Origin of the sequence: Citrobacter sp. RHB35-C21 (assembly GCF_013816515.1) — a bacterium.
Taxonomy (GTDB): Bacteria; Pseudomonadota; Gammaproteobacteria; order Enterobacterales; family Enterobacteriaceae; genus Citrobacter; species Citrobacter braakii.
In genome coordinates, this window is record NZ_CP057147.1 from 1,089,707 (window position 1) to 1,116,703 (window position 26,997).

At 52.5% G+C, this 26,997-nt stretch carries 23 protein-coding genes; 14 read left to right on the forward strand and 9 right to left on the reverse strand.

Going from position 1 to position 26,997, the window contains the following annotated elements; all coding sequences use genetic code 11:
- Positions 1-20 precede the first annotated feature (20 nt).
- From fucR to fucI, 4 genes are all read right to left on the reverse strand, one after another.
- Positions 21-749, reverse strand: a complete 729-nt coding sequence (gene fucR / locus HVZ39_RS05330; RefSeq protein WP_019077594.1) for an L-fucose operon activator — start codon at positions 747-749, stop codon at positions 21-23.
- Positions 750-806: 57 nt separating this feature from the next.
- Positions 807-1,229: an L-fucose mutarotase gene (gene fucU, locus HVZ39_RS05335; protein WP_019077593.1), complete on the reverse strand. Its 423-nt coding sequence runs from the start codon at positions 1,227-1,229 to the stop codon at positions 807-809.
- A 1-nt stretch (position 1,230) separates the two neighbouring features.
- Entirely contained in the window at positions 1,231-2,649 is a 1,419-nt protein-coding gene (fucK, locus tag HVZ39_RS05340; protein ID WP_049040356.1) for an L-fuculokinase, read from the reverse strand.
- Between the two features lie 99 nt (positions 2,650-2,748).
- Positions 2,749-4,524, reverse strand: coding sequence for an L-fucose isomerase (fucI, locus tag HVZ39_RS05345; protein WP_181633309.1), 1,776 nt, complete (start codon positions 4,522-4,524; stop codon positions 2,749-2,751).
- A gap of 463 nt (positions 4,525-4,987) precedes the next feature.
- Between fucI and HVZ39_RS05350 the strand changes: the two genes are divergently transcribed.
- From HVZ39_RS05350 to fucO, 7 genes are all read left to right on the forward strand, one after another.
- Positions 4,988-6,487 (forward strand): sugar ABC transporter ATP-binding protein, encoded by a 1,500-nt coding sequence (locus HVZ39_RS05350; RefSeq protein ID WP_181633310.1) that lies wholly within the window; start codon positions 4,988-4,990, stop codon positions 6,485-6,487.
- Between the two features lie 3 nt (positions 6,488-6,490).
- On the forward strand, positions 6,491-7,474 hold the full coding sequence (locus tag HVZ39_RS05355) for an ABC transporter permease (RefSeq protein WP_003034055.1): 984 nt from the start codon (positions 6,491-6,493) through the stop codon (positions 7,472-7,474).
- A 73-nt stretch (positions 7,475-7,547) separates the two neighbouring features.
- Positions 7,548-8,498 (forward strand): ABC transporter substrate-binding protein, encoded by a 951-nt coding sequence (locus HVZ39_RS05360; protein WP_016157361.1) that lies wholly within the window; start codon positions 7,548-7,550, stop codon positions 8,496-8,498.
- 53 nt (positions 8,499-8,551) lie between these two features.
- Positions 8,552-10,132, forward strand: coding sequence for an FGGY-family carbohydrate kinase (locus HVZ39_RS05365; protein WP_080859162.1), 1,581 nt, complete (start codon positions 8,552-8,554; stop codon positions 10,130-10,132).
- Positions 10,133-10,198: 66 nt separating this feature from the next.
- Positions 10,199-11,197 carry a LacI family DNA-binding transcriptional regulator gene (locus HVZ39_RS05370; protein ID WP_131346702.1) on the forward strand — a complete coding sequence of 333 codons (999 nt, stop codon included), beginning with the start codon at positions 10,199-10,201 and terminating at the stop codon, positions 11,195-11,197.
- 141 nt (positions 11,198-11,338) lie between these two features.
- Complete coding sequence (fucA, locus tag HVZ39_RS05375; RefSeq protein ID WP_003034062.1) at positions 11,339-11,986, forward strand: L-fuculose-phosphate aldolase; 648 nt, start codon at positions 11,339-11,341, stop codon at positions 11,984-11,986.
- A 27-nt stretch (positions 11,987-12,013) separates the two neighbouring features.
- A complete protein-coding gene (gene fucO, locus HVZ39_RS05380; protein WP_094760834.1) occupies positions 12,014-13,162 on the forward strand; it encodes a lactaldehyde reductase in 1,149 nt (382 codons plus the stop codon).
- Between the two features lie 91 nt (positions 13,163-13,253).
- Here fucO and xni read toward each other — a convergent pair whose 3' ends face one another.
- The 5 genes from xni to queF form a co-directional block, all read right to left on the reverse strand.
- Entirely contained in the window at positions 13,254-14,009 is a 756-nt protein-coding gene (gene xni, locus HVZ39_RS05385; protein ID WP_016154249.1) for a flap endonuclease Xni, read from the reverse strand.
- 137 nt (positions 14,010-14,146) lie between these two features.
- Positions 14,147-15,514, reverse strand: a complete 1,368-nt coding sequence (locus tag HVZ39_RS05390; RefSeq protein WP_019077586.1) for an L-serine ammonia-lyase — start codon at positions 15,512-15,514, stop codon at positions 14,147-14,149.
- Positions 15,515-15,567: 53 nt separating this feature from the next.
- Positions 15,568-16,857, reverse strand: a complete 1,290-nt coding sequence (locus HVZ39_RS05395) for an HAAAP family serine/threonine permease (RefSeq protein ID WP_016154247.1) — start codon at positions 16,855-16,857, stop codon at positions 15,568-15,570.
- Positions 16,858-17,419: 562 nt separating this feature from the next.
- Complete coding sequence (ppnN, locus tag HVZ39_RS05400; protein ID WP_003840366.1) at positions 17,420-18,784, reverse strand: nucleotide 5'-monophosphate nucleosidase PpnN; 1,365 nt, start codon at positions 18,782-18,784, stop codon at positions 17,420-17,422.
- 113 nt (positions 18,785-18,897) lie between these two features.
- Positions 18,898-19,746: an NADPH-dependent 7-cyano-7-deazaguanine reductase QueF gene (queF, locus tag HVZ39_RS05405; RefSeq protein ID WP_131346698.1), complete on the reverse strand. Its 849-nt coding sequence runs from the start codon at positions 19,744-19,746 to the stop codon at positions 18,898-18,900.
- Positions 19,747-19,814: 68 nt separating this feature from the next.
- Here queF and syd point away from each other — a divergent pair, with 68 nt between their 5' ends.
- The 7 genes from syd (at position 19,815) to gudD (ending at position 26,994) form a co-directional block, all read left to right on the forward strand.
- Positions 19,815-20,360 carry a SecY-interacting protein gene (gene syd, locus HVZ39_RS05410; protein ID WP_131346696.1) on the forward strand — a complete coding sequence of 182 codons (546 nt, stop codon included), beginning with the start codon at positions 19,815-19,817 and terminating at the stop codon, positions 20,358-20,360.
- A gap of 631 nt (positions 20,361-20,991) precedes the next feature.
- A complete protein-coding gene (locus tag HVZ39_RS05415) occupies positions 20,992-21,321 on the forward strand; it encodes a YqcC family protein (protein ID WP_016154244.1) in 330 nt (109 codons plus the stop codon).
- On the forward strand, positions 21,321-22,103 hold the full coding sequence (gene truC / locus HVZ39_RS05420) for a tRNA pseudouridine(65) synthase TruC (RefSeq protein WP_003825671.1): 783 nt from the start codon (positions 21,321-21,323) through the stop codon (positions 22,101-22,103). The genes HVZ39_RS05415 and truC overlap by 1 nt, the downstream gene beginning before the upstream one ends.
- 19 nt (positions 22,104-22,122) lie before the next feature.
- Positions 22,123-22,572, forward strand: coding sequence for a flavodoxin (locus tag HVZ39_RS05425; RefSeq protein WP_047499385.1), 450 nt, complete (start codon positions 22,123-22,125; stop codon positions 22,570-22,572).
- Between the two features lie 365 nt (positions 22,573-22,937).
- Complete coding sequence (gene gudP / locus HVZ39_RS05430; RefSeq protein ID WP_016154241.1) at positions 22,938-24,290, forward strand: galactarate/glucarate/glycerate transporter GudP; 1,353 nt, start codon at positions 22,938-22,940, stop codon at positions 24,288-24,290.
- A 2-nt stretch (positions 24,291-24,292) separates the two neighbouring features.
- The gene (locus HVZ39_RS05435; protein ID WP_029139643.1) at positions 24,293-25,633 is read left to right on the forward strand and encodes an enolase C-terminal domain-like protein; all 1,341 of its coding nucleotides are present in this window, start codon (positions 24,293-24,295) and stop codon (positions 25,631-25,633) included.
- A 20-nt stretch (positions 25,634-25,653) separates the two neighbouring features.
- Positions 25,654-26,994 carry a glucarate dehydratase gene (gene gudD / locus HVZ39_RS05440; protein ID WP_016154239.1) on the forward strand — a complete coding sequence of 447 codons (1,341 nt, stop codon included), beginning with the start codon at positions 25,654-25,656 and terminating at the stop codon, positions 26,992-26,994.
- Positions 26,995-26,997 lie beyond the last annotated feature (3 nt).

Genomic DNA, 26,997 nt, shown 5'->3' on the forward strand with positions numbered 1-26,997 from the left:
CGGATGAAGGCGTAAATGCCTTATCCGGCCTGCATTGTTTCAATCAGCGGCGTATCTGAAATAATATGCGTCACATCATCCAGATGCCCAATCCGGGCCTCCCCCGAACGATTAAATTTACTTTTATCGATCAGCAATAATGACTGCGCTGCGCGCTTAAGCAGAATGGACTTGAAGTCGGCATTGGTCGCGTTAGAGTCCCAGAGTGCGCCGTCGCTGTCGATCCCTGCGCAGGAAAAAATAAACAGATCGATCTCGAGTGGTTTGAGCTGCGAGATGAGCGAGGGGTTAACATAGCAACCGTATTTACGCTCAAGGCGACCGCCGGAGCTGATGAGCTGAAGGTGTTCGCGTTTAGCCAATTCCTGGCAAATGGGCTGGCTGTTGGTAAAGACGTGAATGTTGATGTCCGGTAACTGTCGCGCCAGGTACCAGCACGTTGAGCTGGCGTCCAGGGCTATCACCATACCTTCTTCGATCCATGCCAGCGCTTCGCGGGCAATATTCGCTTTGTGGGCATAGTGGCTTTTGAGTCGCATATGAAACGGGTCGCCGCTGTCCTGATTTTCCCGATGAATCACTTTGGCCCGCCCGTGATTGCGCAGCACTTTTCCCTGGGCTTGTAACTCGCTGAGATCGCGGCGGATGGTCTCTTTGCTGACCTTAAGTTGCAAAGCAAGGGTTTCGGTTGTCAGATTTTTGTGGTTGGTAAGCAGATCTACGATCGCCTGCTGGCGCGCCGCTTTCATGTTCTGATCCTCATCTTATGATGAATGCCCGTAGCTGACGGGCATTCAGACCAGAGATTACGGGGTTACTCCTTTTTTTAATAGAATATTCCCGTACTTTGCCCGCTCTCCTGTGATAACGATAGCAAACGCCTGTTGCGCGCGTTCATAGAAGGCATAGCGGTCAATACGCGTGATGTCCGGGCAGGGGGTTTGCAGTGAAAGCGCCTGACGATAGCGGGCCTCGACGTCAGGATCGAGGGCATCGCCTTCAACAGCCGCCATCATCACCAGCGGTGGGGCATAGCTGTCCAGTTCAAAGAGCGGAATAATCGCCTGTAGCAGGTCGCTGACCAATAGACCGTCGGCGCGGATAACCTGTGGTCCCATGCTGTGGGCCGGGAAGTGGGCATCGGAAAATATAATCTCATCGCCGTGCCCCATCTCAGCCAGCACCTTCAGCAGGTCGGGCGAAATTAAGGGAGATATTGTTTTGAGCATATTACTCAACTCCTGTTAGTTCGGATTCGGTTTGCGGATAAAAGTAACGGTACTGGTAGCGTACCTGCCCGCGTGCCTGTTCCGGTGAGGCAAATTCCCCAATGCCCGACCACGCAAACATTGCGGCACCTGCCACGGTGGTTTCGGCGTCATCCAGCACTTTGACAGGTATCCCGAGCACATTCGCTTTGATCTGATTCCACAACGCGTTGCGGCTTCCCCCACCAACCAATAGCAGTTCTGTGGCCTGGAAATGACCGATTTTTTCCAGCGTATGGAGGTTTCGCTGCAGCTGTTCTGTCAGTCCTTCCAGCGCGGCGCGATAAAAGTGCCCACGGGTGGTATTGAGCGTAACCCCTTGCCAGCCCGCATTCTGACAGGCCAGCAGGTCGCAGTGCATCTTCACGCCTTCGGCGCCTGCCGGGATGGCCCTGGCTTCGTCAATCAACGTCTGCCAGGGGGTGTCGGCAGTCCACAACAGCTTACGCACCCACTCAAGTACACCGGAAGCCAGCCACTGCATGCCGGGGTTATTCAGTCCAGCCTGGCTATCCAGCTCACAAGTGGAACCCGCATATTGGCTGAGCTGGGAGGTATCCACCTGCGCACTGCGCACCATCAGAATTTCCCATGTGCCGGAAGAGAGCACCGGTTCATCTGGCTGGGCTCCAGCGCCAAATAGCGCAAACTGCGTGTCGTGGCCGGCAGAGATGACCGGAATTCCCGCCGTAAGCCCGAGCAGGCTGGCAGCCTCTGGTTGCAAAGCCCCAATCTGTTCGCCTGCTTCAACCAGGCGCGGGAACAGACGGCGCGGTATGCCCGTAGCCTGCAAAATGTCATGACTAAAATCGCGCTGCCGGATGTCCAGCAGCTGACTGGTGCCCGCCATGGTGATATCTGTAGTGAACTCGCCGGTTAAACGGTGGTTGATAAGCGACGAGATAAACAACCAGGCGTGCGCCTGCTCCAGAAATTGCGGATGGTTTTCTTTCAGCCACACCAGTTTATACAGCGTGTTGAAGCTAAATGCGCCGACGCCGGAAATTTCCTGCAATTGCTGCGGTGATATGTAACGGTGAATATTCTCCATCACCGCTGCGGTGCGTGGGCATTTCCAGCTAATCACCGGATACAGCTGCTTGCCGTTCTTATCAACCAGCGCGCCGTCTACGCCAAAAGTGGTGACGGCGATCCCGCGGACATGGCAGGCGGCTAGTTGCGTGCAGAGGCGCTGACAGCAATCGGCGAAGCGTTGCAGAATGGCCTCCAGCGACCATTGATGCCAGGTACTGTTTTCTGTTGCGATGTCACTGGCGTTCGGGGTTGCTGCGCGGGCGACAATCTTTCCCTGTCGGTCAACGGCGATAGCCCGCACGTTGGTCGCGCCACAGTCGAGAACCAGGATAACGTCTTGTTTCATAATCGCTCCCCAAACGTAGCCGGATGGCGCAGCGCTTACCCGGCCTACAAAATTCACCGCGCAGGCCCGGTAAGCTTGCGCCACCGGGCCAGAGTCGCATTAACGCTTATACAGCGGGCCGTAGTTCTGGCAGGCGCGATAATCCTGGCCTTCCATATCCATACCATGGGCTGCCCAGGCTGAAGGGCGGTAAATTTTTTCGTCTTCCACGTTGTGCATACAAACCGGGATACGCAACATGGCGGCGAGCGTAATAAAGTCCGCGCCCACGTGACCAATCGTCAGTACGCCGTGGTTTGCGCCCCAGTTAGCCATGACGGAATAGACATCGCTGAACGGGCCTTTACCGGTTAAGCGCGGGGCGAACCAGGTGGTTGGCCAGGTGGAGTTGGTGCGCGCATCAAGCTGGTCGTGCATCTCTTTCGGCAATTCCACGCTCCAGCCTTCCGCGATTTGCAGCACCGGGCCCAGGCCTTTGATGATGTTGATGCGGGTCATGGTGAACGGCACGCCGCCCTCGGTCAGGAAGCGAGAAGAATAGCCGCCGCCGCGGAAGTATTCGTGAATAGCCGGACACCATTCGGTAGCCGCCAGGCAATCATCCGCCTCTTTCTGTGAGATTTCCCAGTGCGGCTTCATGGTCGGTTTCCCTTCGCCGTCACGCTGTTTGCAGGAGCCATCCAGCGCTGCCGAGCCGGAGTTAATCAGGTGAATAATACCGTGCTCAGCAAGGCCGGTCAGCGGTTTACCCGTGACGCGTTCAACCGCCTCTGGCGACCAGTAGGTGCGCACATCGGCAAAGACCTGCGCTGTGCCGGTGAGTTGATGACCAAACAGCATCGCCACGCCGTTCAGGCTGTCGTTTTCGGTGGCGACAACGAACGGTTCGCGAATGCCGTTCCAGTCAAAGGAGCTGTTGAGCAGTGCTTCGGCGGTATCGCCATTCGGGTATTGATCGGTCCAGTGACGCTGGCCCTGGAAGCCTGCGGCAATCGCGTTGTACCCCAGCGACTCTTCAACCCGACCTTTGTCTGCCAGTTTTTGGTTACCCTGCATCATGTCGCGAATGCACATGGCCATCAGCAGGCTCTCTTTCAGCACCTCACGGCTCTGCTCTGCGTTACGCTTATATTGCTGTGCGTTCTGATCTTCACCGTAGCGGAAGTTTTTATCCGCCCACGCCAGCGCCATTTCCAGCTCAGCTTCGTCATAGATTTTTTGGTCGATGCGACGACGCAGTTCGGTCATATCAACGGGTTGAACCTTCATCCCCAGCCAGGATTCAAAGAAGTTATGATCGACAATCGAGCCGGCAATGCCCATTGAAACACCGCCTACGGACAGGTAGCTTTTGCCTTTCATACTGGCAACCGCCAGGCCCGCGCGGGCAAAGCGCAGCAATTTTTCTTCAACATCGGCAGGGATCGTGGTGTCGCCGGCATCCTGTACGTCATGGCCGTAAATAGAGAAGGCGGGAAGTCCTTTTTGATTATGCGCAGCCAATGCTGCGGCCAGATAAACTGCGCCGGGACGTTCTGTTCCGTTAAAGCCCCAGATAGCTTTCGGGCGCATCGGATCCATGTCGATGGTTTCGCTACCGTAGCACCAGCATGGGGTAACAGTAATCGTCACGCCTACGTTCAGGCTGCTGAATTTTTCTTCACAGGCGGCAGATTCAGCCATCCCGGCAATGCAAGTGTCGGCAATCACACATTCAATTTGTGCACCACAGGCGTGACGAAGTTTCTCTGTGATCAGCGCAGCAGTGGCTTTTGCCATATTCATGGTTTGCTCTTCGAGCGATTCACGAACACCCATACGGCGCCCATCAATCACCGGACGAATTCCAATTTTCGGTAAGCTATATTTGTTCATTCGAGGTTCCTCATCTCACTTTATGCCGTGCTGCAAAAGCGGATGTTGAACACCACTGTCGCAGTTGGCTGAATAACCCATTTTTGCTAACTCGAGTTAGCTTAGGTATTAGAGAGTTTTTTGCACAACTTTTTTGTTGTGGAACTGTGAGAGGCTTCACGAGAAGTGGTTAAAATTCGATCTGCGTCAAATAAACCAGGACGGGTATTTTCAATAAATCCTTTTTAAATTAATTATTTATAATAAATTGTCTGTTCAGCGTCACAGTTTTAAACCAAATGATTTGGCTATTTTGAGTAGCTAAAATAGCTTTAAAAGGCACTTCGCTAACTCGAGTTAGCATAATTGATAAAACGCATATGAACTTATAGGTAGTATTCGCATTAACGGTGACGATGGCTTCCTGGCAACGTTTTGCGCCTGATTCACTGATTGCAGTTTCTGTATATTGAGGAAAGCAGCAATGTCTGAAACATTTTTACAGATGAGTCATATTACGAAACGTTTTCCCGGCGTATTAGCGTTGAGTAATGTGGATTTTGCTTTACGCAAAGGAGAGGTTCATGCGCTGCTGGGTGAGAATGGCGCAGGAAAGTCTACGTTGATGAAGATTTTATCCGGTGTTTATCAGCCTGATGAAGGGGATATTATTTTTGAGGGACAACCTGTTACTTTTGCGAACCCGTTGAGTGCACAAAGCGCAGGTATCACTATCATTCACCAGGAGTTTAACCTTTTCCCTGAACTCACGGTGGAAGATAATATATTTATTGGCAGGGAGTTTTGCAAAAATAATCGCTGGCGTCTGGATGATAAACAACAGCGACAGGCAGCTATCGATATTTTGCAAAAATTAAACCTGAATATCTCTCCAGAAACGCTGGTGGCCGATCTGACCGTCGCGCAACAACAAATGGTTGAGATTGCTAAAGCGATATCGGTGAATGCCAAGATTCTTATTATGGATGAACCGACGGCAGCACTGACCGAAACGGAAATTGACAGCTTATTTCAGGTTACTCGTTTGCTGAAAGAACAGGGAACGGGCATTGTTTATATCTCGCACAGGTTAGAGGAACTGGCGCTGATCGCCGATCGCGCGACGGTGATGCGGGATGGTCAGTTTATTGCCACTGTGGATTATGATGCGGTTAAAATTAGCGATCTGATTGCCATGATGGTTGGGCGCGATCTTGGCAATATCTATCCTCGCCGCGAACCTTTGGCTCAACGCAAGCCGGTGTTGGAAGTAAGCGGTCTGACGCGCAATGGCGTATTGAACAATATTGATTTCACTCTGTATCAGGGCGAAATTTTGGGCTTCGCCGGTCTGATGGGGGCAGGACGTACTGAGCTGGCGCGGGCGATTTTTGGTGCGGATCCCATTGATGGCGGAACCCTCAAGCTGAACGGTAACGTGACGGTAATTAAAGATATTCCTGATGCTATCAAACAGGGTATCAGCTATTTAACCGAGGACAGGAAAAAAGAGGGGCTGGCATTAGGACTGTCCGTTGAGCGCAATATTATGTTGGGCAATTATCCTGAGTATTCCGATCGTTATGGCAACGTGGACAGCAAACGTTGTCAGAAAACCAGCGAAGAACAGGTGAAAGCCCTACGCATTAAAACACCACATTTAGAACAGGCTGCTCTGAATTTAAGTGGTGGTAATCAGCAGAAAATTATTATTGCCAGATGGGTGTGTAAAGACACCGATATTCTCATCTTTGATGAACCCACTCGCGGTATTGATGTGGGTGCCAAACTTGAGATTTATGAATTAATGAATCGACTGGTGGCAAAAGGGAAGTCAATTATCATGATCTCCTCTGAATTACCGGAAGTGCTGGGTATGTGCGATCGCATTTTAGTGATGCGTAATGGACGTATTACCGGGGAGTTAGCTTCTGATGACGCCACACAAGAAAAAATCATGCAATATGCGACGTTAGAGGACTAATTTATGACTATCTCTGTAACCTCTTCAGACAGCAATAATAAGAAAATAAAAATTAACAAAGAACTTTTAATGCGCCTTGCGCCGCTTTTGAGTCTGATTATTTTAGTAATATTTTTTAGCTTTGGTTCGCCATTTTTCTTTAACACTGAAAACATCATGACAATCGCTCTGCAAACTTCAGTGATTGGCATTATGGCGATTGGCGTTACCTTCGTCATTATCACGTCAGGAATCGACCTTTCTCTTGGCTCGGTGGTGGCCTTTTCGGGTGTTGCGGTAGGCATCAGCGCCACGCTGGGATTGCCTCTGCCCGTATGTATTCTGGCCGGGGTGCTGGCCGGTGGATTATGCGGCTATATCAATGGTCTGCTGGTCACCAAAATGACTATCCCACCTTTTATCGCCACGCTGGGCCTGATGATGTCCGTCAGAGGCATCAATATGGTGATGACAGATGGTCGTGCGATTTATTTCGCTGATTACCCCACCTTCAAAATGCTGGCCCAGGGACGTTTGTTCGATGTGTTGCCTTATCCCGTTTTTTACCTGGTGGTGGTGGCGCTAATCGCCGCCTACATCCTGAAGAAAACGGTGATTGGTCGCTATGTTTACGCTGTGGGTAGCAATGAGGTGGCCGCACACCTTTCCGGAATTAAAGTTCAACGCGTCAAAATTTTCGTCTACGCCTTTTGCGGTCTGCTGACCGGGATCGCCGGGGTTATTCTGGCCTCACGTTTGAACTCTGGTCAGCCAACGGTTGGCGTGGGTTATGAACTGGAAGCCATCGCGGCGGTTGTTATTGGTGGGACGAGCCTGATGGGGGGAATTGGCACCATCGGCGGGACTATCATCGGCGCATTCATTATGAGCGTGTTGAAAAATGGTCTGAACCTGATGGGGGTTTCCCAGTTCTGGCAAATGGTGGCCATGGGCGTGGTGGTCATTGCTGCGGTTTATCTCGATACATTACGCAAAAAAATTCGTTGATTTACGCTCCCGGAAGTCACGGGGCATCATAACCCTGACGTTTAGGGTGACTCACTCAGAACGGAGTAAAACAATGAGAACCAGGAATTTTGTCTATGCGTTATCCCTGCTGGCCTGTATGACATCCAGCGTATTGGCTAAAGATATGAACCTTCCGGTGGTCAGTAAAGGTTTCCAGCATGAATTCTGGCAAACCGTAAAAATGGGGACGGAAGCGGCAGCAAAAGAGTCGGGTGATAAAACCAGCTATGTTGGCCCGGCGGATGAAACTCAGATTGCCGAGCAGATTCAGCTAGTTGAAAACGCGATGGCGCAAAAACCCAATGGGCTATTGCTGGCAGCGTTAGATGCCAATGCGCTGGCGCCATTAGTTGAGACCGCAAATTCACGCGGCATTAAAGTTGTGACGTTTGACTCCGGCGTGAATTCCGATATTCCAGTGAGCTTTGTCGCCACGAATAACCGTAAAGCCGGTGCTGAAGCGGCGGATGCACTGGCTGCGGAAGTGGGCAGCAAAGGTAAAGTGGGCATTATTGCGCACGTAGCGGGGACCTCCTCAGCGATTGAGCGTTCGGAAGGATTTATTGCCCGCATGAAGGAGAAATACCCGGAAATCCAGGTGCTACCGGTCCAGTACAGCGATGGCGATCCGCAAAAAGCGATGGATAAAACCATCGATATGATCCAGGCCAACCCTGATATTGCAGGGATTTATGGCACCAATGAAGGCTCAACGCTGGGCGTAGCAAACGCCATTGATAGTCAAAACCTGAAAGGCAAAGTGAAAGTGATTGGTTTTGATAGCACCGAGGCAATCATTGCTTTCCTGAAGTCTGGGGTCATTCAGGGCTTTGTCGTGCAGGACGCTTATCAGATTGGCTACCAGGGTATCAAGACACTAAATGCAGCGGTATCGGGTCAGTCTGTACCGAAAGAAATTGATATTCCGGTTAAATTCGTTAATGCGAAGAACATTGACACCCCGGAAATTGACAAGCTGTTACACCCATTCGGTAAAAAATAACACCGTTGGGGCGAAGTGCTCGCCCCATCATTCGCCAGCGTCAGGGAGTTACTATGGGCAGTGGATATTTCCTCGGTGTGGATGTCGGTTCCGCCAGCGTCAGGGCTGGTGTCTTTGATGCCAGTGGCAAACGGCTGGCTTTTGCGACACACGCCATCTCGCAGTTTCGACCCGGTCCTGAGCGGGTTGAGCAGTCATCTGCAGAAATCTGGCAGCAGGTTTGCCATGCAGTGAAGGAGGCGGTGTCGTCATCCGGGGTTCGCATTGAGGAGATCCGCGCATTGGGATTTGATGCCACCTGTTCATTGGTGGCACTGGATGAACTGGGGCGGGGCCTGGCGGTTTCACCAGGCGAACCATCAGACCATAACATCATCATGTGGATGGATCATCGTGCGGCGCAGGAGACGCAACGTATAAACGCCACGCAGGATCCGGCTTTGCGCTACGTTGGCGGTGAAGTCAGCGTCGAAATGGAGCTTCCTAAAGTACTGTGGTTGAAAAACCATTTTCCAGCCACCTGGCAGAGTGCGCATCGCTTCTACGATCTGGCGGACTTTCTGGTCTCTAAAGCTACCGCCTGTGATGTTGCTGGTCTGTGCACGCTGACCTGTAAATGGAACTATCTGGCACATGAACAACGCTTTAGCCACTCCCTGCTTGACGCTGTTGAGCTAACGGATTTGTTGGGAAAAATCCCGTCGCGGATCCTGCCGCCAGGCGCTGCCGTTGGAACGCTTAGCGCCGATGCGGCCCAGGCGCTGGGGCTGACGACTGCAGTGGTCGTCGCCAGCGGAATGATTGATGCCCATGCGGGCGGAGTAGCGCTTGCCGGTGTTGAGCCTGAGGGGACGTTGGCGTTGATCAGCGGAACGTCAAATTGCCATATGCTGTGCAGCGAGCAGGAAATTCATACACCAGGTGTATGGGGGCCGTACTGGTCAGCCATGCTGCCAGGCTACTGGCTGACAGAAGGGGGGCAAAGTGCTGCTGGGGCGTTAGTCGACTGGACGCTTCAGGAGTCAGGAGCCAGCGCGGCGCTATTTCACAAGGCTGAGGCGCGGGGTTGCCATCCCATCGTTTTAGTTAATGAATGGGTTGCCGCACTTGAGGCGCTGGAGCCAGAGCCTGGTCGTTATTTGCATGTGCTGGCCGATCATCACGGTAATCGTTCACCGCGCGCGCGACCCGATGCCCGGGGGAGTGTTTGCGGTTTGACTCTTGAGCGAGGCGAGATGCAGGTTGCTCGTCTGTACCTGGCGACATTACAGGCGATCGCCTGCGGTACGCGGCATATTATGGAAGTGATGCGCGAAAACGGTCACACCATTTCCCGACTGACGCTGTGCGGCGGCGCAACGCATAACCCACTATGGTTGCGAGAATATGCCGATGCCACCGGATGCGATATTCATCTGATGCAGGAAGAGGATGCGGTGACGTTAGGGGCGGCCATCACTGGCGCGGTTGCCTGCGGCGCGTGGGAAAATATTCCATCTGCATGCCAGGCGATGGTTCGATCAGGCGAGGTGATTAAGGCTAACCCGGCACGGCGGAACTTCTATGACCGCAAATATCAGGCTTATCTGATGATGTGGGATCAGCAGCAGGCGATTAACCAACTTATGCAGTAAGACAAAAGTTTAAAATACTTTTATGATTGTAGATTGACGTTTTTGGATGTGAACTGGGGCATATAAATGGCTAAAACAGTAGAACAGATAGCCAGCGATCTGAATTTATCGGTTACGACCGTACGACTGGTGCTGAACGGGAAAGCAGAGCAATATCGAATCAGTGTCAAAACCCAAACGCGTATTAATGAATATGTCGAGCGCTATGGTTACGTCATTAACCATTCAGCACGTAGCCTGAAATTGAATAAAACGGATACGTTGGGATTGATTGTGCCCAATATTTCTAACGTGTTTTTTGCCACACTCGCAGAAAAACTTGAGCAACGCTGTCGTCGTTCCGGTTATCAGCTAACGATTAGCTGTACCTATGACGATGTTGATTACGAAAATAAACTGACCAAAGCGTTAATAGCTCGCAATGTCGATGGCCTTTTTATTGTTCCCTCAACATTAGAGAATCAGCAGCACCATTTACGTCAGGTCAGAAAACCGATGGTGTTACTTGACCGTGATTTTAAGTATACCGATAACGCTCTGGTAGAAAGCCATAACATTTTGGGCGGCGAAAAGTTGACGCAAAGTTTGTTTGACGCTGGAAAGTCGCCGATCTGGTTTTTGGTGGGAGATACGGGATTACCCAGCATCGGCGACCGTTTGCAAGGTTATCTTAATGCATTGAGCAATAATGGTATTTTGCATAGCGATTGGGTGCGCGAAGGGCCGGACAACACGCCCGAGGGGGGTTATCGACTGATGGATGAGTTGATCGGCGAACAGGGCTGCCCACAGGCATTTATTGCCTCATCATTACCCGTACTGGAGGGGGCCATTAACGCTATTCGTAATCGTTTTGGCACAATTCCACCTGAAATTAATATTGGGACATTCGATGAACACCCAATGCTGGGATTCCTCGCCAATAATGTCTGGTCAATGCAGCAGGATGAAAATGTTTGGGCGGAAAAAGCGTTCGATATGATGATGAGTGCTATTGATGACCAGCCAATTAAAGAAACTGTAAAAGTTGAGATGAAACTTATTAAGCGCGTAAGACAACCTTAATACGCCGCTATAAATAAATCGGCCTACTGAACCTGAATATATACGTTCAGTGGCTGCCTGTATCTGAAACCTGACCCGTCTTACTCTGCGGCTGCATTTTTCGCAATAAAGACGAGGGGAAACTGTACCCGGAGAATCATTATGGAAAGAATGCGTTTGTCGCGAGAAATCATTGAAACCTGCCTTGAAATGACCAGCCTTGGATTGAATCAGGGGACGGCGGGAAATGTGAGTGCGCGTTATGAAAATGGGATGCTGATCACGCCCAGCGGTATTCCTTACGAAAGACTTACTGAAAATATGATCGTGTATGTAGATAACGACGGGAAATATGATAAAGGACAATTACCCTCCAGTGAATGGCGTTTTCACCTGGCGGCATACCAGACACGTCCGGATGCCAATGCGGTTGTCCATAACCATGCCGTACATTGCACGGCCGTTTCTATTCTTAATCGCCCTATCCCGGCAATTCACTACATGATTGCGGCGGCTGGGGGGAACTCTATTCCGTGTGCGCCTTATGCGACGTTTGGTACACGAGAGCTGTCAGAGCATGTGAGCGTCGCCCTGAAAAACCGTAAGGCAACGCTTTTACAGCACCATGGGTTGATTGCTTGTGAAGCGAATTTGGAAAAAGCACTGTGGTTGGCGCATGAAGTGGAAGTTCTGGCCCGCCTTTATCTGAGCACGCTGGCGATTGTTGACCCGGTGCCGGTGCTGGATGACGAGGAGATCGCCATTGTGCTGGAGAAATTCAAATCTTACGGATTACGCATTGAAGAGTAATTTCGCATAGCGAAAAGGAGAAATACGATGGCGAACAGAATGATTCTGAACGAAACGGCATGGTTTGGCCGGGGAGCTGTTGGTGCATTAACCGATGAAGTCATCCGTCGTGGTTATCGCAAAGCGTTGATTGTGACTGATAAAAATCTGGTGCAGTGCGGCGTTGTCGATAAGGTGACTTCCCGAATGGATGCTGCTGGTCTGGCATGGGAAATCTATTCAGGCGTTATTCCTAACCCAACCATTGCGGTGGTGCAGGAAGGGTTGGGTGTCTTTCAGCAAAGCGGCGCAGACTATCTGATCGCCATCGGCGGAGGCTCCCCTCAGGATACCTGTAAAGCGATTGGCATTATCAATAATAACCCTGAGTTTGCGGATGTACGCAGCCTTGAAGGGTTATCGCCAACGCGCAACCCGAGCGTGCCGGTTATGGCTATCCCCACCACCGCGGGAACGGCAGCGGAAGTGACCATTAACTACGTGATCACTGACGAAGAAAATCGGCGTAAGTTTGTTTGTGTCGACCCCCATGACATCCCACAGGTAGCGTTCATCGATGCAGACATGATGGACGGCATGCCAGCGGCGCTAAAAGCCGCCACCGGAGTGGATGCCCTGACCCATGCTATTGAGGGGTACATTACGCGGGCAGCATGGGCGCTTACCGATGCGCTGCACATTAAAGCCATTGAAATGATAGCCGGGGCATTACGTGGTTCCGTTGCGGGCGATACCCAGGCCGGGGAAGCGATGGCGCTGGGCCAGTACGTGGCCGGGATGGGCTTTTCCAACGTTGGTCTGGGATTAGTGCATGGAATGGCACACCCGTTAGGCGCGTTTTATAACACGCCGCACGGCGTAGCAAATGCCATTTTGCTGCCGCACGTGATGCGCTATAACGCCGAATTCACCGGGGAAAAATTCCGCGATATCGCCCGGGTGATGGGAGTTAAGGTTGAAGGACTGACGCTGGCAGAGGCACGTAAAGCGGCAGTGGATGCCGTCTTCGCCCTTAACCGCGATGTAGGGATCCCACCGCATTTACGCGATGTTGGCGTACGTAAAGAGGATATTCCTGCGCTGGCGCAGGCGGCATTGGACGATGTTTGTACCGGGGGAAATCCGCGTGAAGCGAATCTTGGGGATATCGTTGAGCTGTACCACACCGCCTGGTAATTTTTCAGCGTGACGGCGTGAAAGCCTTATCCGGCCTACCGGGGTGTTCGACGTGTAGGCCAGATAAGCACAGCGCCATTCGGCAACAGACCTATCGCACCAACCGTAATTGCTGCAGGTTTCCGTCGATATGTAAGTCCGTTTGCAGCCGTGCGATATCGCGACACAGAAACGCCATCTCCTGGTGCATCTCTAGTTTCTTGCGCCACTTGTCTGGTACTTCATCAAGATGCGCGTAAATGCCTTCCAGATGTTGAAACTGTACGAGCAGCTGCGTGGCGCTTTTGGGACCAATACCTGCAACCCCCGGTACTTTCGAACTGCTGATCCCGGCCAGTCCCCAGTAATCAGGCAACTGCTGCGGCAGCACGCCAAACTCTTTCTCAATAAACGGTGCATCCAGCCAGCGCTTCTGGAAGTAGTCACGAATACGCAGCGTCGGGGAGAGCAACTGACAATAGCCTTTATCGGTTGAGACGATGGTAGCCTGATGTCCCGCCTGGCTCACTTTAACCGCCAGGGTTGCGGCTAAATCATCGGCTTCATTCCCGCTGGAGACCCAACAGCAGACGCCGCGCTGTTCAAAAGCGGCGCGTAAGGCGGGCATTTCCTGGTGCAATTCATCAGGCATCGGGGGGCGACCTGCTTTGTAGTCAGGCAACCGTTGGTGACGCCAGCCGCTGTTGCGCGCTTCATCATCGAATACCGCCACGGCGTGCGTAGGCTGACTGTGCACAATCAACTGATCGAGCGCGTGCTGGCACGTCTCTACGCAGGGTGAGCCCTGTACGGCGTGAATGCGGCGGATAAGGTTCAGTGCATCGACAATGAGCAGGTGGACGGCCACAGTGTTCTCCCTAACAAATAAGTTTGTAGGGTAACATTCACGGCGAGGGGAGGCGAGTGTTGCGAAATAGCGTTATCCGTAGACCGGATGGCGGCGAGCGCCTTATCCGGCCTACAGACCCTGAAACGTGGTGGGACTTAATCGCAGGTGACAATCTTCATCGCCAGACCGCCGCGAGATGTTTCACGGTATTTGGCGTTCATGTCTTTACCGGTTTCGTACATGGTCTCGATGACTTTATCAAGGCACACGCGCGGTTCGCTGGTACGGCGCAGCGCCATACGTGCGGCGTTCACTGCTTTAACCGAAGCAATGGCGTTACGCTCAATGCACGGTACCTGCACCTGGCCGGCAACCGGATCGCAGGTCAGACCCAGGTTATGTTCCATACCGATTTCCGCCGCGATGCACACCTGCGTTGGGCTACCGCCCAGCAGTTCAGCCAGACCGGCCGCAGCCATGGAGCAGGCAACGCCGACTTCACCCTGACAGCCCACTTCGGCGCCAGAGATAGAGGCGTTCATCTTGTACAGTGAACCAATGGCGCTCGCGACCAGCATGTAGCGTGCCAGCGAGTTAGCATTCACTTCGCGGATAAACTTGTCGTAGTACGCCAGCACGGCAGGAACAATCCCGCATGCGCCATTAGTTGGCGCCGTAACCACGCGTCCACCGGCAGCGTTTTCTTCGTTCACGGCCAGCGCGAACATGTTGATCCAGTCAACAACCGCCATCGGATCAGTGGTGGTTTTGTCGCTGCTGACCAGCATACGACGCAGCGCCGCCGCGCGACGTGGAACGCGCAGTTTGCCCGGCAATACACCTTCGGTGGTGATGCCGCGCTCAATCCCGCTGCGCATGACGTCCCAGACGTTGGCGAAGTGTTGTTCCAGCTCTTCTTTGCTGTGCAGCGCCAGTTCGTTTTGCATCATCAGACCGGAAAGTGACAGGCCGGTTTCCTGGCAATGACGTTGCAAATCAGCCGCAGATTTATACGGATACGGCACGTTTACCGGAGAGTTGTTCGGTAAACCAAAATGTTCTTCATCAACGATGAACCCACCGCCAATGGAATAGTAAGTCTGGCTGTAAATGGCTTTTTCGCCCGCCAGTGCGGTAATACGCATCCCGTTTTCGTGCAGGGACAGATTGTCCGCATGGAAATTCATGCACTTGTCGACCGGGAACTCGACCTCATGTTGACCGTCCGCCAGCAGCAAACGTCCATGAGTATTCACATCCTGGATAAAGGCCGGGATGGCATCAATGTCTACGGTATCCGGCAGATTACCCGCCAGGCCCATAATAATCGCGATGTCGGTATGGTGACCTTTCCCCGTCAGAGACAAGGAGCCATAGACATCAACCACTACGCGGGTTACGTCAGTGAGAATTCCGCGTGCAATCAGGTCATCCGTGAATTGTTTGCCTGCTTTCATCGGGCCAACAGTGTGGGAGCTGGAAGGGCCAATGCCGATTTTGAAAATATCGAATACGCTAATCATGAGGCGTCCATTGTGTATCGAGGTGCGCCGCCCCGAGGAGCGGCGCAGGGGAATTAACTGAACAGAGAGTAGAAAATAGCGGAGATAGCGATCAGGCCCATAATCACAACGAAGACGTTGCTGATATGGCCGCTGTATTTACGCATTGCCGGTACTTTCTGAATTGCATACATCGGCATCAGGAACAGAATCATCGCGATGATTGGGCCACCCAGGGTTTCAATCATACCGAGGATACTTGGGTTCAGCGTCGCCACAATCCAGGTGGTTACCAGCATGAACAGCGCAGTGATTTTGTTCAGTTTGTTGATTTCGATGGTTTTGCCTTTGCCGCGCAGAGACTTAATCACCATACCGTTGAAACCTTCACGTGCGCCCAGGTAGTGGCCGAGGAAGGATTTGGTGATAGCGATAATCGCGATGATCGGTGCCATCCAGGCAATGATCGGCGCGTTAAAGTGGTTTGCCAGGTAAGACAGGATAGAGATGTTCTGCTCTTTCGCTGCAGCCAGATCCGCTGGGGTCAGGCTAAATACGCAGCTGAAGACGAAGAACATAACGGTCAGCACCATCATGATGTGAGCGAATGCCAGAATCTTAGAGCATTTCTTCTCAGCTTCATCACCGTATTCTTCACGCTTCGCCACGGCGAAGGAGGAGATGATTGGTGAGTGGTTGAAGGAGAACACCATTACCGGAATTGCCAGCCACAGGGTCAACAGCAGTCCGTTGCCGGTGGTTGCTGCAGAGTCAAAGGACAGGGTTTCCAGAACGGCACCGCTCCACTGAGGGATCAGGTACAGCGCCAGCAGCATCAGGGCGGCAACAAACGGGAATACCAGGATGCTCATCGCCTTCACGATCATCTGCTCACCGAAACGCACGATGGTCATCATGCCGACAATCAGGATCAGAGACAGGATTGCGCGCGGCGGCGGCGTAATTGCCAACTGGTGGGTCAGGAAGCTTTCGACGGTGTTGGTGATGGCTACGCTGTAGACCAACAGAATTGGGTAGATAGCGAAGAAGTAGAGCAGGGTAATCAGTTTACCTGCGCCTACACCAAAGTGTTCTTCTACAACTTCAGTAATGTCTTCACCCGGATTTTTACCGGACAGCACGAAGCGAGTCAGGCCGCGGTGTGCAAAGAAGGTCATTGGGAAAGCAAGGATCGCCATGATGATCAGCGGAATCATACCGCCTACGCCTGCGTTAATCGGCAGGAACAATACACCCGCGCCAATCGCCGTGCCGTAAAGGCCCAGCATCCACATGGTGTCTGTCTTGCGCCATGCGCTGCGGGTCTGGCCCGTAACGATAGTGCTGGTTTGAGTGTTTTCCATCTATTTCTCCTGGAGGAAGCTTAAAAAGTCGGGTTTGGGGTCAATCCAATGAGAAAATACCCGACTGTAAATCGAAATTCGTTGAGCGATTTTTTATATAATTTTTCGCCGTAATAATTTGCGGGCGGAAAGATACATTTTAGTAATGAATGTATCAGTGATCGCGATCCCAAATGCAATAATCCACCTTTTATGTGGATAAATTTGGACCATTAATCTGTTAAAAAATAGTCAAAGCGAATTTACGGGCGCGAAGGCTAACATTAACGACATATATCATGAAAGCGAAGGCGCGAAGATACGAGCGTTACGCTGTAAAAACTGTTGTTTTTAGAGGATTTTGGCGACTAATAATAATTTCCTAAGATAAATCACGGTTGGGTTTTAAAGGTAATCGTTTGCGTAGCGCGCTATTTTTAATGAAACATCATCGGTATTTATATGATTGACTGAGCTATGTGACTGGTATCACTAAAAAAAGCCGGGAGGCTGATGCGCCAAACCCGGCTTTGATATGGACAAAACTGTCACCGCGATAGCGTCTGCTGGCGGCTGTTGGAGGTTAGGCGCAAATCTCGTAGCAAGGGATATACGCGGAGCCTGGTAACTTCATACGATGCTGTGCAACAAAGCCCTGCAGGAGATCATCCATGCGGCGCATCATTTCGCGGTCACCGTGGATTTTGTACGGGCCAAACTCTTCGATGGCGCGGATCCCGACTTCCTTCACGTTACCGGCTACAATCCCCGAGAACGCACGGCGCAGGTCTGCCGCCAGTACTTCCACGGGTTGATCCGGGTACAGCTTCAGGTTAGCCATGTTTTCATGGGACGGCTCGAATGGCATCTGTAAATCAGGCGCAATACGAATAGACCAGTTAAAGCTGTAGGCATCACCGGTGTCACGGCGGTTCTCTTTCACCAGCGGCATCGCTTTTTTCATCAGACGAGCCACTTCTGCTGCATCGTCTATGATAATGCGATAGTGGCGACGCGCATCTTCCCCCAGTGTGTGCACGATAAATTCGTCCAGCACGCGGAAGTAATCGGCGCTCTCTTTTGGTCCAGTCAGGATCAGCGGTAAAACCTGATCTTTGTTGGCCGGGTTCATCAGGATCCCCAGCAGATACAGCAGTTCTTCTGCTGTCCCTACGCCGCCTGGGAAGATGATTATACCGTGGGCGATACGCACGAACGCTTCCAGACGTTTTTCAATGTCTGGCATGATGATCAGTTCGTTAACCAGCGGGTTAGGCGGCTCAGCGGCAATGATTGACGGTTCGGTCATACCGATAAAGCGGCTGTCTTTGTATCGTTGCTGGGCGTGACCGACCGCAGCGCCTTTCATTGGCGCTTCCATCGCCCCCGGACCACAGCCGGTACAGATGTTCAGTTCGCGCAGGCCCAACTGGGTACCAACGCGACGGGCGTACAGGTACTCATTTTCGTTAATTGAGTGCCCCCCCCAGCAGACGACCATGTTCGGCGCTTCACCCACGTGTAGCGCCCGGGCATTGCGCAGGATCGAGAATACCAGGTTGGTAATATGCACCGAGCTTTCAAGATCCAGATGCTGAAAGCGACCGGCGTTATGGATCTGGCCATTGACGAACAGAATGTCGCGCAGCACGGCAAACAGGTTGGCCTGCAGTGCGCGAATAATGCGTCCATCAACAAACGCATCTTCAGGTGGGTTGATCAGTTCCAGCTTCACGCCCCGTTCGCGGCGCAGCACGTTAATGTCGAAACTTTCAAAGCGTGACAGCAACTCTTTGCTGTTGTCGGTCAAACTGCCGGAGTTCAGAACGGCAAGCGAACAGTTACGAAACAGTTGATACAGGTCGCTGCTGGCCGTGCGTTTAAGCATATCGACTTCCAGCTGCGACAACATGTCCATTGAGCCAAGCGGGCTAATATGTGTAATCAAGTAAACTCCTTATGGGACGCAACACGTCATTCCCTGTTGATTACAATAGCCCTGGCTTATGACCTTTCACAACCTTGCGCGCGGAATCCGGCACGCAAAATTGAGAAAAAAGATTACTGACGTACCAGACGCCCCGTTGCTGGGGTGAAATCGGTGTTGGTGCGCCATGGGTTAATGTCCAGGCCGCCACGTCGCGTGTAGCGTGCGTAAACGCTCAGTTTCTCCGGCTGGCAGAAGCGCAGAATGTCATTGAAAATGCGTTCCACGCACTGCTCGTGAAACTCATTATGGTGACGGAAGGAGACCAAATAACGCAGCAGCTTCTCGCGATCGATTTTTCGTCCGCGATACTGAATCTGTATGGAGCCCCAGTCCGGCTGGTGGGTGATCAAGCAGTTAGACTTCAGCAGATGGCTGACCAGCGTCTCTTCCACCGCTTTTTCACCGCCAACGGCATTTTCCAGATACTCTGTGCTGAACTGGTAGTTATCGATGACGATATCCTGATTGTCGATACAGGTGCCGTTAAAGTGGGCTATCGGTTGTCCTTCAAGTTCGTCAAGACGGTACAGCGCTACGCTGACCTCACCCTGAGCACAAGCGCGCAGATCGTTTTCCAGCGTCTGGCGTACCGCATCCCAGGAATCAAAACGCGTCTGGTTAAAACTGTTCAGGTAAAGCTTAAAGCTTTTCGATTCGATCAGATTTACGCTGGTGTAATCCAGTTCTACATGACCGACCGCTACCTGCGGTAAACCGTTGGCATTCAGCCAAGACAGCTCATATAGCGTCCAGATATCGGCACCGTGAAAAGGCAGATTATCGGCCTGTAAATCCAGCGGGTCGCGGTTCAGGCTGCGTGGAACGCCCTGCAGCAGGCTGGCATCGTAATTGTCACGGTAATCTGTTGATTTACCGAGAGTCAGGCCGTCAAGCGCCTGATGATTTTCATAAGAGGACATGTTTCACCGTCATAAACCAGATACACTATGCGACAAGTGTATCCTGGCTTTTGTGAAGAGAGAAATCAGTGGACGAATTGACAGCGCAGGCGTTGACAGCCTTTACGACACGTTATTGCGACGCATGGTACGAAAAAAACAACAGCTGGCCCCTCAGCGATGAGCTGTATGGCGTACCTTCTCCGTGCATCATTTCTTCCACAGACGATGCGGTATTCTGGCAACCTCAGCCTTTTGTCGGCGAAAAAAACCTCAATGCGGTTGAACGCGCCTTTGATATCGTGATACAACCAGCCGTTCACGCTTTTTACACCACCCAGTTTGCCGGGGACATGCACGCGCAGTTTGCGGATGAAAAACTAACGCTGCTGCAAACCTGGAGCGAAGACGACTTCAGGCGCGTTCAGGAAAACCTGATTGGTCACCTGGTTACGCAAAAGCGCCTCAAGCTGTCGCCTACGCTTTTTATTGCCACCCAGGACAATGAGCTTGACGTCATTTCGGTGTGCAATCTCTCCGGTGAAGTGTGCAAAGAAACGCTGGGAACCCGTAAACGAACGGTGCTGGCGGACTCACTTGCGGAATTTCTCACTCAGCTTAAGCCGGTTCTGTAATCCAGATTGCCCTGAACCTTGTGAGAGATCTCTTACAAACCCTGTAGGACATTGCCAGGTAATAAGTAAAGACTTAATGAACGGATAAAATAATTATTCCTTATTATTCATAAAGTTAATGTTTTATTGTCAACTTTCATACGAAAATAATCTTAAGGGAGTGTCTGTAAGCATCTTGTAAGACAAGGCGAAACAGGCGATTCTATATCTGTCGACAAGGAGTCGCACAACGAAGAGAACATCAGGATGATGGCTCTTCGGCAGGACACACCAGGACGGTGTTACAAGGACAGGCTTCAGGATGAAGCGAAGCGGAAAGCGCTGGATGCGTTAAGGGACACCTCCAGGATGGAGAATGAGAGCCGGTCAGGATGTTCGGCGGGTCAGGATGGCCAGGACACTTCAGGATGAAGTTTTCACATCGGGGTGATGTGAGCAGGATGCACGAGTTCAGGATGAACAAGGTCGCAAGACCACAGGAAAAGTTGTCACGGATGAGCAGGGAGCACTAAAAGTAGCTGGAACGCTGCGAAACGAACCGGGAGCACTGTTTTTACAGTGCTCCCTTTTTTTATTTCCCTTCACTAGTGCTATTCTTCGCGCCAGATTTTTCATCATTGAGGTTAATTTCATGACGACTCATGACCGTGTGCGCCAGCAGTTACACGCGCTTGAAGCGCTACTGCGTGAACATAATCACTGGCGGTTGGATGAGCCTGCAGAGCATCTGTTTACCAGCACGCAGCCTTTTTGTATGGATACCATGGAGCCGGTTGAGTGGCTGCAATGGGTATTGATTCCCCGCATGCATACGCTGATTGATAACGCTCAGCCGCTTCCGCAGGCTTTTGCCGTCGCACCGTATTACGAAATGGCGTTGGCAGCCGATCACCCGCAACGCGAAATTCTCCTGACGGCATTGCAGGAATTGGATGCACTGTTTACAAGTGATAACGCCTGATGCTGGAGATTCTGTATCAGGACGAATGGCTGGTCGCAGTTAACAAACCTTCGGGCTGGTTGGTTCACCGCAGTTGGCTCGACCGGGATGAGAAAGTGGTGGTGATGCAAACGGTACGCGACCAGATTGGTCAGCACGTTTTTACCGCCCACCGACTCGACAGACCGACTTCCGGGGTACTGCTGATGGGACTGTCCAGCGAAGCCGGGCGGTTGCTGTCCCAGCAATTTGAACATCATCAAATTCAGAAACGCTATCATGCGATTGTGCGTGGCTGGCTGATGGATGATGCCGTGCTGGATTACCCGCTGGTCGAAGAACTGGATAAGATCGCCGATAAATTTGCCCGTGATGATAAAGGCCCGCAGCCTGCCGTCACCCATTATCGCGGTTTGGCGACGGTTGAGATGCCGGTAGCGACCGGGCGTTATCCGACGACCCGTTACGGATTGGTGGAACTGGATCCTAAAACCGGTCGAAAACACCAGCTCAGACGCCATCTGGCGCACTTACGCCATCCGATTATCGGCGACAGTAAGCACGGTGATTTGCGGCAAAACCGCAGCGCCGCTGAGCACTTTGGCTGTCAGCGTTTGATGCTTCATGCCAGCCAGCTTGCGCTGACTCATCCTTTCACCGGCGAACCGCTGGTTATTCGCGCCGGGCTGGATGATGTCTGGATGCAGGCGCTATCACAGTTTGGCTGGCGTGGACTTCTCCCTGAGAATGAAAGGGTTGAGTTCAGCGGGCTGTCAGGTCAGGATGAGCAGATAGATTCTTAAGTCCCAGGAGATTACGATTATGGCGGAAATTGGAATTTTTGTCGGCACGATGTACGGAAACGCGTTGCTGGTTGCCGAAGAGGCCGAAGCTATTTTGACGGCGCAGGGTCATAAAGCCACGGTGTTCGAAGATCCCGAGCTCAGCGACTGGCAGGCATATCAGGAAAAATATGTGCTGGTGGTGACCTCAACGACCGGGCAGGGCGATCTGCCGGATAGCATCGTGCCGCTGTTTCAGGGGATCAAAGATAATCTCGGTTTCCAGCCAAATCTGCATTACGGAGTAATTGCGCTGGGTGACAGTAGCTATGTTAATTTCTGCAATGGCGGCAAGCAGTTCGATGCACTGTTGCAGGAACAAAGCGCCCACCGTGTAGGGGAAATGCTGCTGATTGACGCCAGCGAGCATCCTGAACCGGAAAGCGAATCCAATCCCTGGGTAGAAAACTGGGGAACCTTGCTTAAATAACCTTGCGCCCGGCAGCGCTTTGTTTGCACGGGCCTGTTACTCTCTTTTGGATCGTAGGCCGGGTAAGGCGTTGCTACCCGGCAACAAAACGCCCACCAAACGCCAATTTCGTGAAGCATCTTCCATTCCCTTAGGCTTATGCCATAAACAACCTCATTCACCTCCCGCAATGTTGTGTTTTTGCACGGTGAGGGTAAGAGGCACTCCTTCATATACTTTTCCCGTCAGTTCCCGAAAAGGCAGCGAGTCAGAATAAAACGGCCCTGAGCTGTACCAAAACTGCCACACACTAACCTCTCATTCTGATCACCCTACAGGTGCTGTACAGAATGAACTGGCGAAAGCCAAGATTCAGGAGTGCAACAATGAGTTCATTAAGTCAGGCGGCGAGCAGCGCGGAAAAACGCACTAACGCTCGCTACTGGATAGTGGTGATGCTGTTTATCGTCACATCCTTCAACTACGGCGATCGCGCCACCTTATCCATCGCCGGCTCGGAGATGGCCAAAGATATTGGTCTGGATGCGGTAGGGATGGGGTATGTATTCTCCGCTTTTTCATGGGCCTATGTTATCGGTCAGATCCCCGGCGGCTGGCTGCTCGACCGCTTCGGTTCAAAACGTGTTTACTTCTGGTCCATTTTTATCTGGTCGATGTTTACCCTGCTGCAGGGCTTCGTCGATATCTTCAGCGGCTTCGGCATTATCGTTGCGCTGTTTACCCTGCGCTTCCTCGTGGGGTTAGCCGAAGCGCCATCCTTCCCTGGCAACAGTCGTATTGTGGCGGCGTGGTTCCCGGCGCAGGAAAGGGGCACGGCGGTCGCTATTTTTAACTCGGCGCAGTACTTTGCCACCGTGATCTTCGCGCCAATCATGGGCTGGTTGACCCACGAAGTGGGCTGGTCGCATGTGTTCTTCTTTATGGGCGGTCTCGGGATTGTTATCAGCTTTATCTGGCTGAAGGTGATTCATGAACCGAACCAGCACCCGGGCGTAAACCAAAAAGAGCTGGACTACATTGCCGAAGGCGGAGCGCTGATCAATATGGATCAGGCGGCAGCCAAAGCCAAAGTGCCGTTCAGCGTGAAGTGGGGGCAGATCAAGCAACTGCTGGGCTCACGAATGATGATCGGTATTTATATCGGCCAATACTGCATAAACGCGCTGACCTACTTCTTTATCACCTGGTTCCCGGTTTATCTGGTACAGGCACGCGGTATGTCGATTTTGAAAGCCGGTTTTGTTGCCTCGGTTCCGGCCATTTGCGGATTCGCAGGCGGCGTACTCGGCGGCATTATTTCCGACTGGCTGATGCGCCGTACCGGTTCGCTGAATATCGCCCGTAAAACGCCAATCGTACTGGGTATGCTGTTGTCGATGGTGATGGTCTTCTGTAACTACGTCAACGTGGAGTGGATGATCATCGGCTTTATGGCGCTGGCCTTCTTCGGCAAAGGTATCGGTGCGTTGGGATGGGCGGTGATGGCCGATACTGCGCCAAAAGAGATCAGCGGTTTGAGCGGCGGTCTGTTCAATATGTTTGGCAACATCTCCGGTATCGTTACGCCAATTGCTATCGGCTACATCGTAGGTACCACTGGCTCGTTTAACGGTGCGTTGATTTACGTCGGGGTGCATGCGCTGATTGCTGTAGTGAGCTATCTGGTGCTGGTGGGTGATATTAAACGTATCGAACTGAAACCTGTCGCAGGGCAATGATGATGACAACACAATCGAGTCCCATTATTACCGATATGAAGGTCATCCCGGTGGCCGGTCATGACAGCATGCTGCTCAATATTGGCGGGGCGCATAACGCATACTTTACCCGCAATATCGTCGTGCTCACCGATAACGCCGGAAATACCGGCGTCGGTGAAGCACCGGGCGGCGAAGTGATTTATCAGACGCTGGTGGACGCGATTCCACAAGTGTTGGGCCAGGAAGTCGCGCGCCTGAATAAGGTGGTTCAGCAGGTGCATAAAGGCAACCAGGCCGCTGATTTTGACACCTTTGGCAAAGGTGCCTGGACCTTTGAACTGCGGGTAAATGCGGTGGCCGCGCTGGAAGCCGCACTGCTCGACCTGCTGGGCAAGGCGCTGAACGTACCGGTCTGCGAACTGTTAGGGCCAGGCAAGCAGCGCGATGCGGTCACCGTGCTCGGCTATCTGTTCTACGTGGGAGATCGCAGCAAAACCGATCTGCCATATCTGGACAGCACGCCGGGTAACCATGAGTGGTATCACCTGCGTCACCAGCAGGCGATGAACAGTGAGGCGGTGGTACGTCTGGCTCAGGCTTCGCAGGATCGCTACGGCTTTAAAGATTTCAAACTCAAAGGCGGTGTGCTGCCTGGCGAGCAGGAAATCGACACCGCTCGCGCGTTGAAACAATGTTTCCCGGATGCGCGTATTACGGTCGACCCTAACGGTGCCTGGCTGCTGGATGAAGCTATTTCCTTGTGTAAAGGGCTGAACGATGTTCTGACCTACGCCGAAGATCCGTGCGGCGCAGAACAGGGCTTTTCTGGCCGCGAAGTGATGGCCGAGTTCCGCCGTGCAACCGGTCTGCCGGTAGCAACGAATATGATAGCCACCAACTGGCGTGAGATGGGCCATGCGGTGATGCTCAACTCGGTAGATATTCCACTGGCCGATCCGCACTTCTGGACCCTTTCCGGCGCGGTGCGCGTGGCACAGCTATGCGATGACTGGGGACTGACCTGGGGCTGCCACTCTAACAATCATTTTGATATTTCCCTGGCGATGTTCACCCACGTCGGTGCCGCTGCGCCGGGCAACCCAACGGCGATCGACACCCACTGGATCTGGCAGGAGGGCGATTGCCGCCTGACCAAAAATCCGCTGGAGATTAAACACGGAAAAATTGCGGTACCCGACGCGCCCGGCCTGGGCGTGGAACTGGACTGGGATCAGGTACAGAAAGCGCATGAAGCCTATAAGGCGCTGCCCGGCGGCGCGCGTAATGACGCAGGCCCGATGCAGTATCTGATCCCTGGATGGACTTTTGACCGTAAACGTCCCGTTTTCGGCCGCCACTAATTTTGAATAAGGACTTAATTATGAGCGCACAATTTACTACCCCAGTCGTAACCGCGATGCAGGTGATCCCGGTTGCGGGCCATGACAGCATGCTGATGAATCTGAGCGGCGCACATGCCCCGTTCTTCACGCGTAATATTGTGATTATCAAAGATAACTCCGGTCATACCGGCGTGGGTGAGATTCCCGGCGGCGAAAAAATTCGTCAGACCCTGGAAGATGCCATTCCGCTGGTGGTGGGCAAAACGTTAGGTGAATACAAAAACGTACTGAATGCGGTCCGCAATACCTTTGCCGATCGTGATGCCGGTGGCCGTGGTTTGCAGACCTTCGATTTACGTACCACTATTCATGTGGTTACCGGGATCGAAGCGGCCATGTTGGATCTGCTGGGTCAGCATCTGGGCGTTAACGTCGCATCTCTGCTGGGCGACGGTCAGCAGCGTAGCGAAGTTGAAATGCTGGGTTATCTGTTCTTCGTCGGTAACCGTAACGCGACGCCGCTGCCGTATCAGAGCCAGCCGGATGAGAAATGCGACTGGTATCGCCTGCGTCATGAAGAGGCGATGACCCCGGATGCAGTGGTGCGCCTGGCGGAAGCCGCATATGAGAAATATGGTTTCAACGATTTCAAACTGAAAGGCGGGGTGTTGGCCGGGGAAGAAGAAGCGGAATCTATTGTGGCGCTGGCGAAACGCTTTCCACAGGCACGCGTCACGCTCGATCCCAATGGTGCGTGGTCGCTGAATGAAGCGATTAAAATTGGTAAGTACCTGAAAGGATCGCTGGCTTATGCGGAAGATCCGTGCGGCGCCGAGCAGGGGTTCTCAGGCCGTGAAGTCATGGCGGAATTCCGTCGTGCTACCGGTTTGCCGACCGCCACCAACATGATCGCCACCGACTGGCGTCAGATGGGACATACGCTGTCGTTGCAGTCCGTGGATATCCCGCTGGCGGATCCGCACTTCTGGACTATGCAGGGTTCTGTCCGCGTTGCGCAGATGTGTCATGAGTTTGGGCTGACCTGGGGCTCGCACTCTAACAACCACTTTGATATTTCGCTGGCGATGTTTACTCATGTTGCGGCGGCGGCACCGGGCAAAATTACCGCTATCGATACCCACTGGATCTGGCAGGAAGGCAATCAACGCCTGACCAAAGAGCCGTTTGAAATCAAAGGTGGCATGGTGCAGGTACCGGCGAAGCCGGGTCTGGGCGTGGAGCTGGATATGGATCAGGTTATGAAAGCTCATGAGCTGTATCAGCAACATGGACTGGGAGCGCGCGATGATGCCATGGGAATGCAGTATCTGATCCCGAACTGGACGTTTGATAATAAGCGTCCGTGCATGGTACGCTAAGCG

What these genes read in the sequence shown, in the direction of transcription:
- HVZ39_RS05415 (WP_016154244.1), top strand. Translation starts at nt 20,992, where the DNA reads ATGACGACTCATGACCGTGTGCGCCAGCAGTTACACGCGCTTGAAGCG.
- queF (WP_131346698.1), bottom strand. Translation starts at nt 19,746, where the DNA reads ATGTCCTCTTATGAAAATCATCAGGCGCTTGACGGCCTGACTCTCGGT.
- HVZ39_RS05395 (WP_016154247.1), bottom strand. Translation starts at nt 16,857, where the DNA reads ATGGAAAACACTCAAACCAGCACTATCGTTACGGGCCAGACCCGCAGC.
- HVZ39_RS05425 (WP_047499385.1), top strand. Translation starts at nt 22,123, where the DNA reads ATGGCGGAAATTGGAATTTTTGTCGGCACGATGTACGGAAACGCGTTG.
- HVZ39_RS05350 (WP_181633310.1), top strand. Translation starts at nt 4,988, where the DNA reads ATGTCTGAAACATTTTTACAGATGAGTCATATTACGAAACGTTTTCCC.
- fucR (WP_019077594.1), bottom strand. Translation starts at nt 749, where the DNA reads ATGAAAGCGGCGCGCCAGCAGGCGATCGTAGATCTGCTTACCAACCAC.
- HVZ39_RS05360 (WP_016157361.1), top strand. Translation starts at nt 7,548, where the DNA reads ATGAGAACCAGGAATTTTGTCTATGCGTTATCCCTGCTGGCCTGTATG.
- fucI (WP_181633309.1), bottom strand. Translation starts at nt 4,524, where the DNA reads ATGAACAAATATAGCTTACCGAAAATTGGAATTCGTCCGGTGATTGAT.
- HVZ39_RS05390 (WP_019077586.1), bottom strand. Translation starts at nt 15,514, where the DNA reads ATGATTAGCGTATTCGATATTTTCAAAATCGGCATTGGCCCTTCCAGC.
- gudD (WP_016154239.1), top strand. Translation starts at nt 25,654, where the DNA reads ATGAGCGCACAATTTACTACCCCAGTCGTAACCGCGATGCAGGTGATC.
- gudP (WP_016154241.1), top strand. Translation starts at nt 22,938, where the DNA reads ATGAGTTCATTAAGTCAGGCGGCGAGCAGCGCGGAAAAACGCACTAAC.
- HVZ39_RS05355 (WP_003034055.1), top strand. Translation starts at nt 6,491, where the DNA reads ATGACTATCTCTGTAACCTCTTCAGACAGCAATAATAAGAAAATAAAA.
- fucA (WP_003034062.1), top strand. Translation starts at nt 11,339, where the DNA reads ATGGAAAGAATGCGTTTGTCGCGAGAAATCATTGAAACCTGCCTTGAA.
- HVZ39_RS05365 (WP_080859162.1), top strand. Translation starts at nt 8,552, where the DNA reads ATGGGCAGTGGATATTTCCTCGGTGTGGATGTCGGTTCCGCCAGCGTC.
- truC (WP_003825671.1), top strand. Translation starts at nt 21,321, where the DNA reads ATGCTGGAGATTCTGTATCAGGACGAATGGCTGGTCGCAGTTAACAAA.
- fucK (WP_049040356.1), bottom strand. Translation starts at nt 2,649, where the DNA reads ATGAAACAAGACGTTATCCTGGTTCTCGACTGTGGCGCGACCAACGTG.
- HVZ39_RS05435 (WP_029139643.1), top strand. Translation starts at nt 24,293, where the DNA reads ATGACAACACAATCGAGTCCCATTATTACCGATATGAAGGTCATCCCG.
- fucO (WP_094760834.1), top strand. Translation starts at nt 12,014, where the DNA reads ATGGCGAACAGAATGATTCTGAACGAAACGGCATGGTTTGGCCGGGGA.
- HVZ39_RS05370 (WP_131346702.1), top strand. Translation starts at nt 10,199, where the DNA reads ATGGCTAAAACAGTAGAACAGATAGCCAGCGATCTGAATTTATCGGTT.
- fucU (WP_019077593.1), bottom strand. Translation starts at nt 1,229, where the DNA reads ATGCTCAAAACAATATCTCCCTTAATTTCGCCCGACCTGCTGAAGGTG.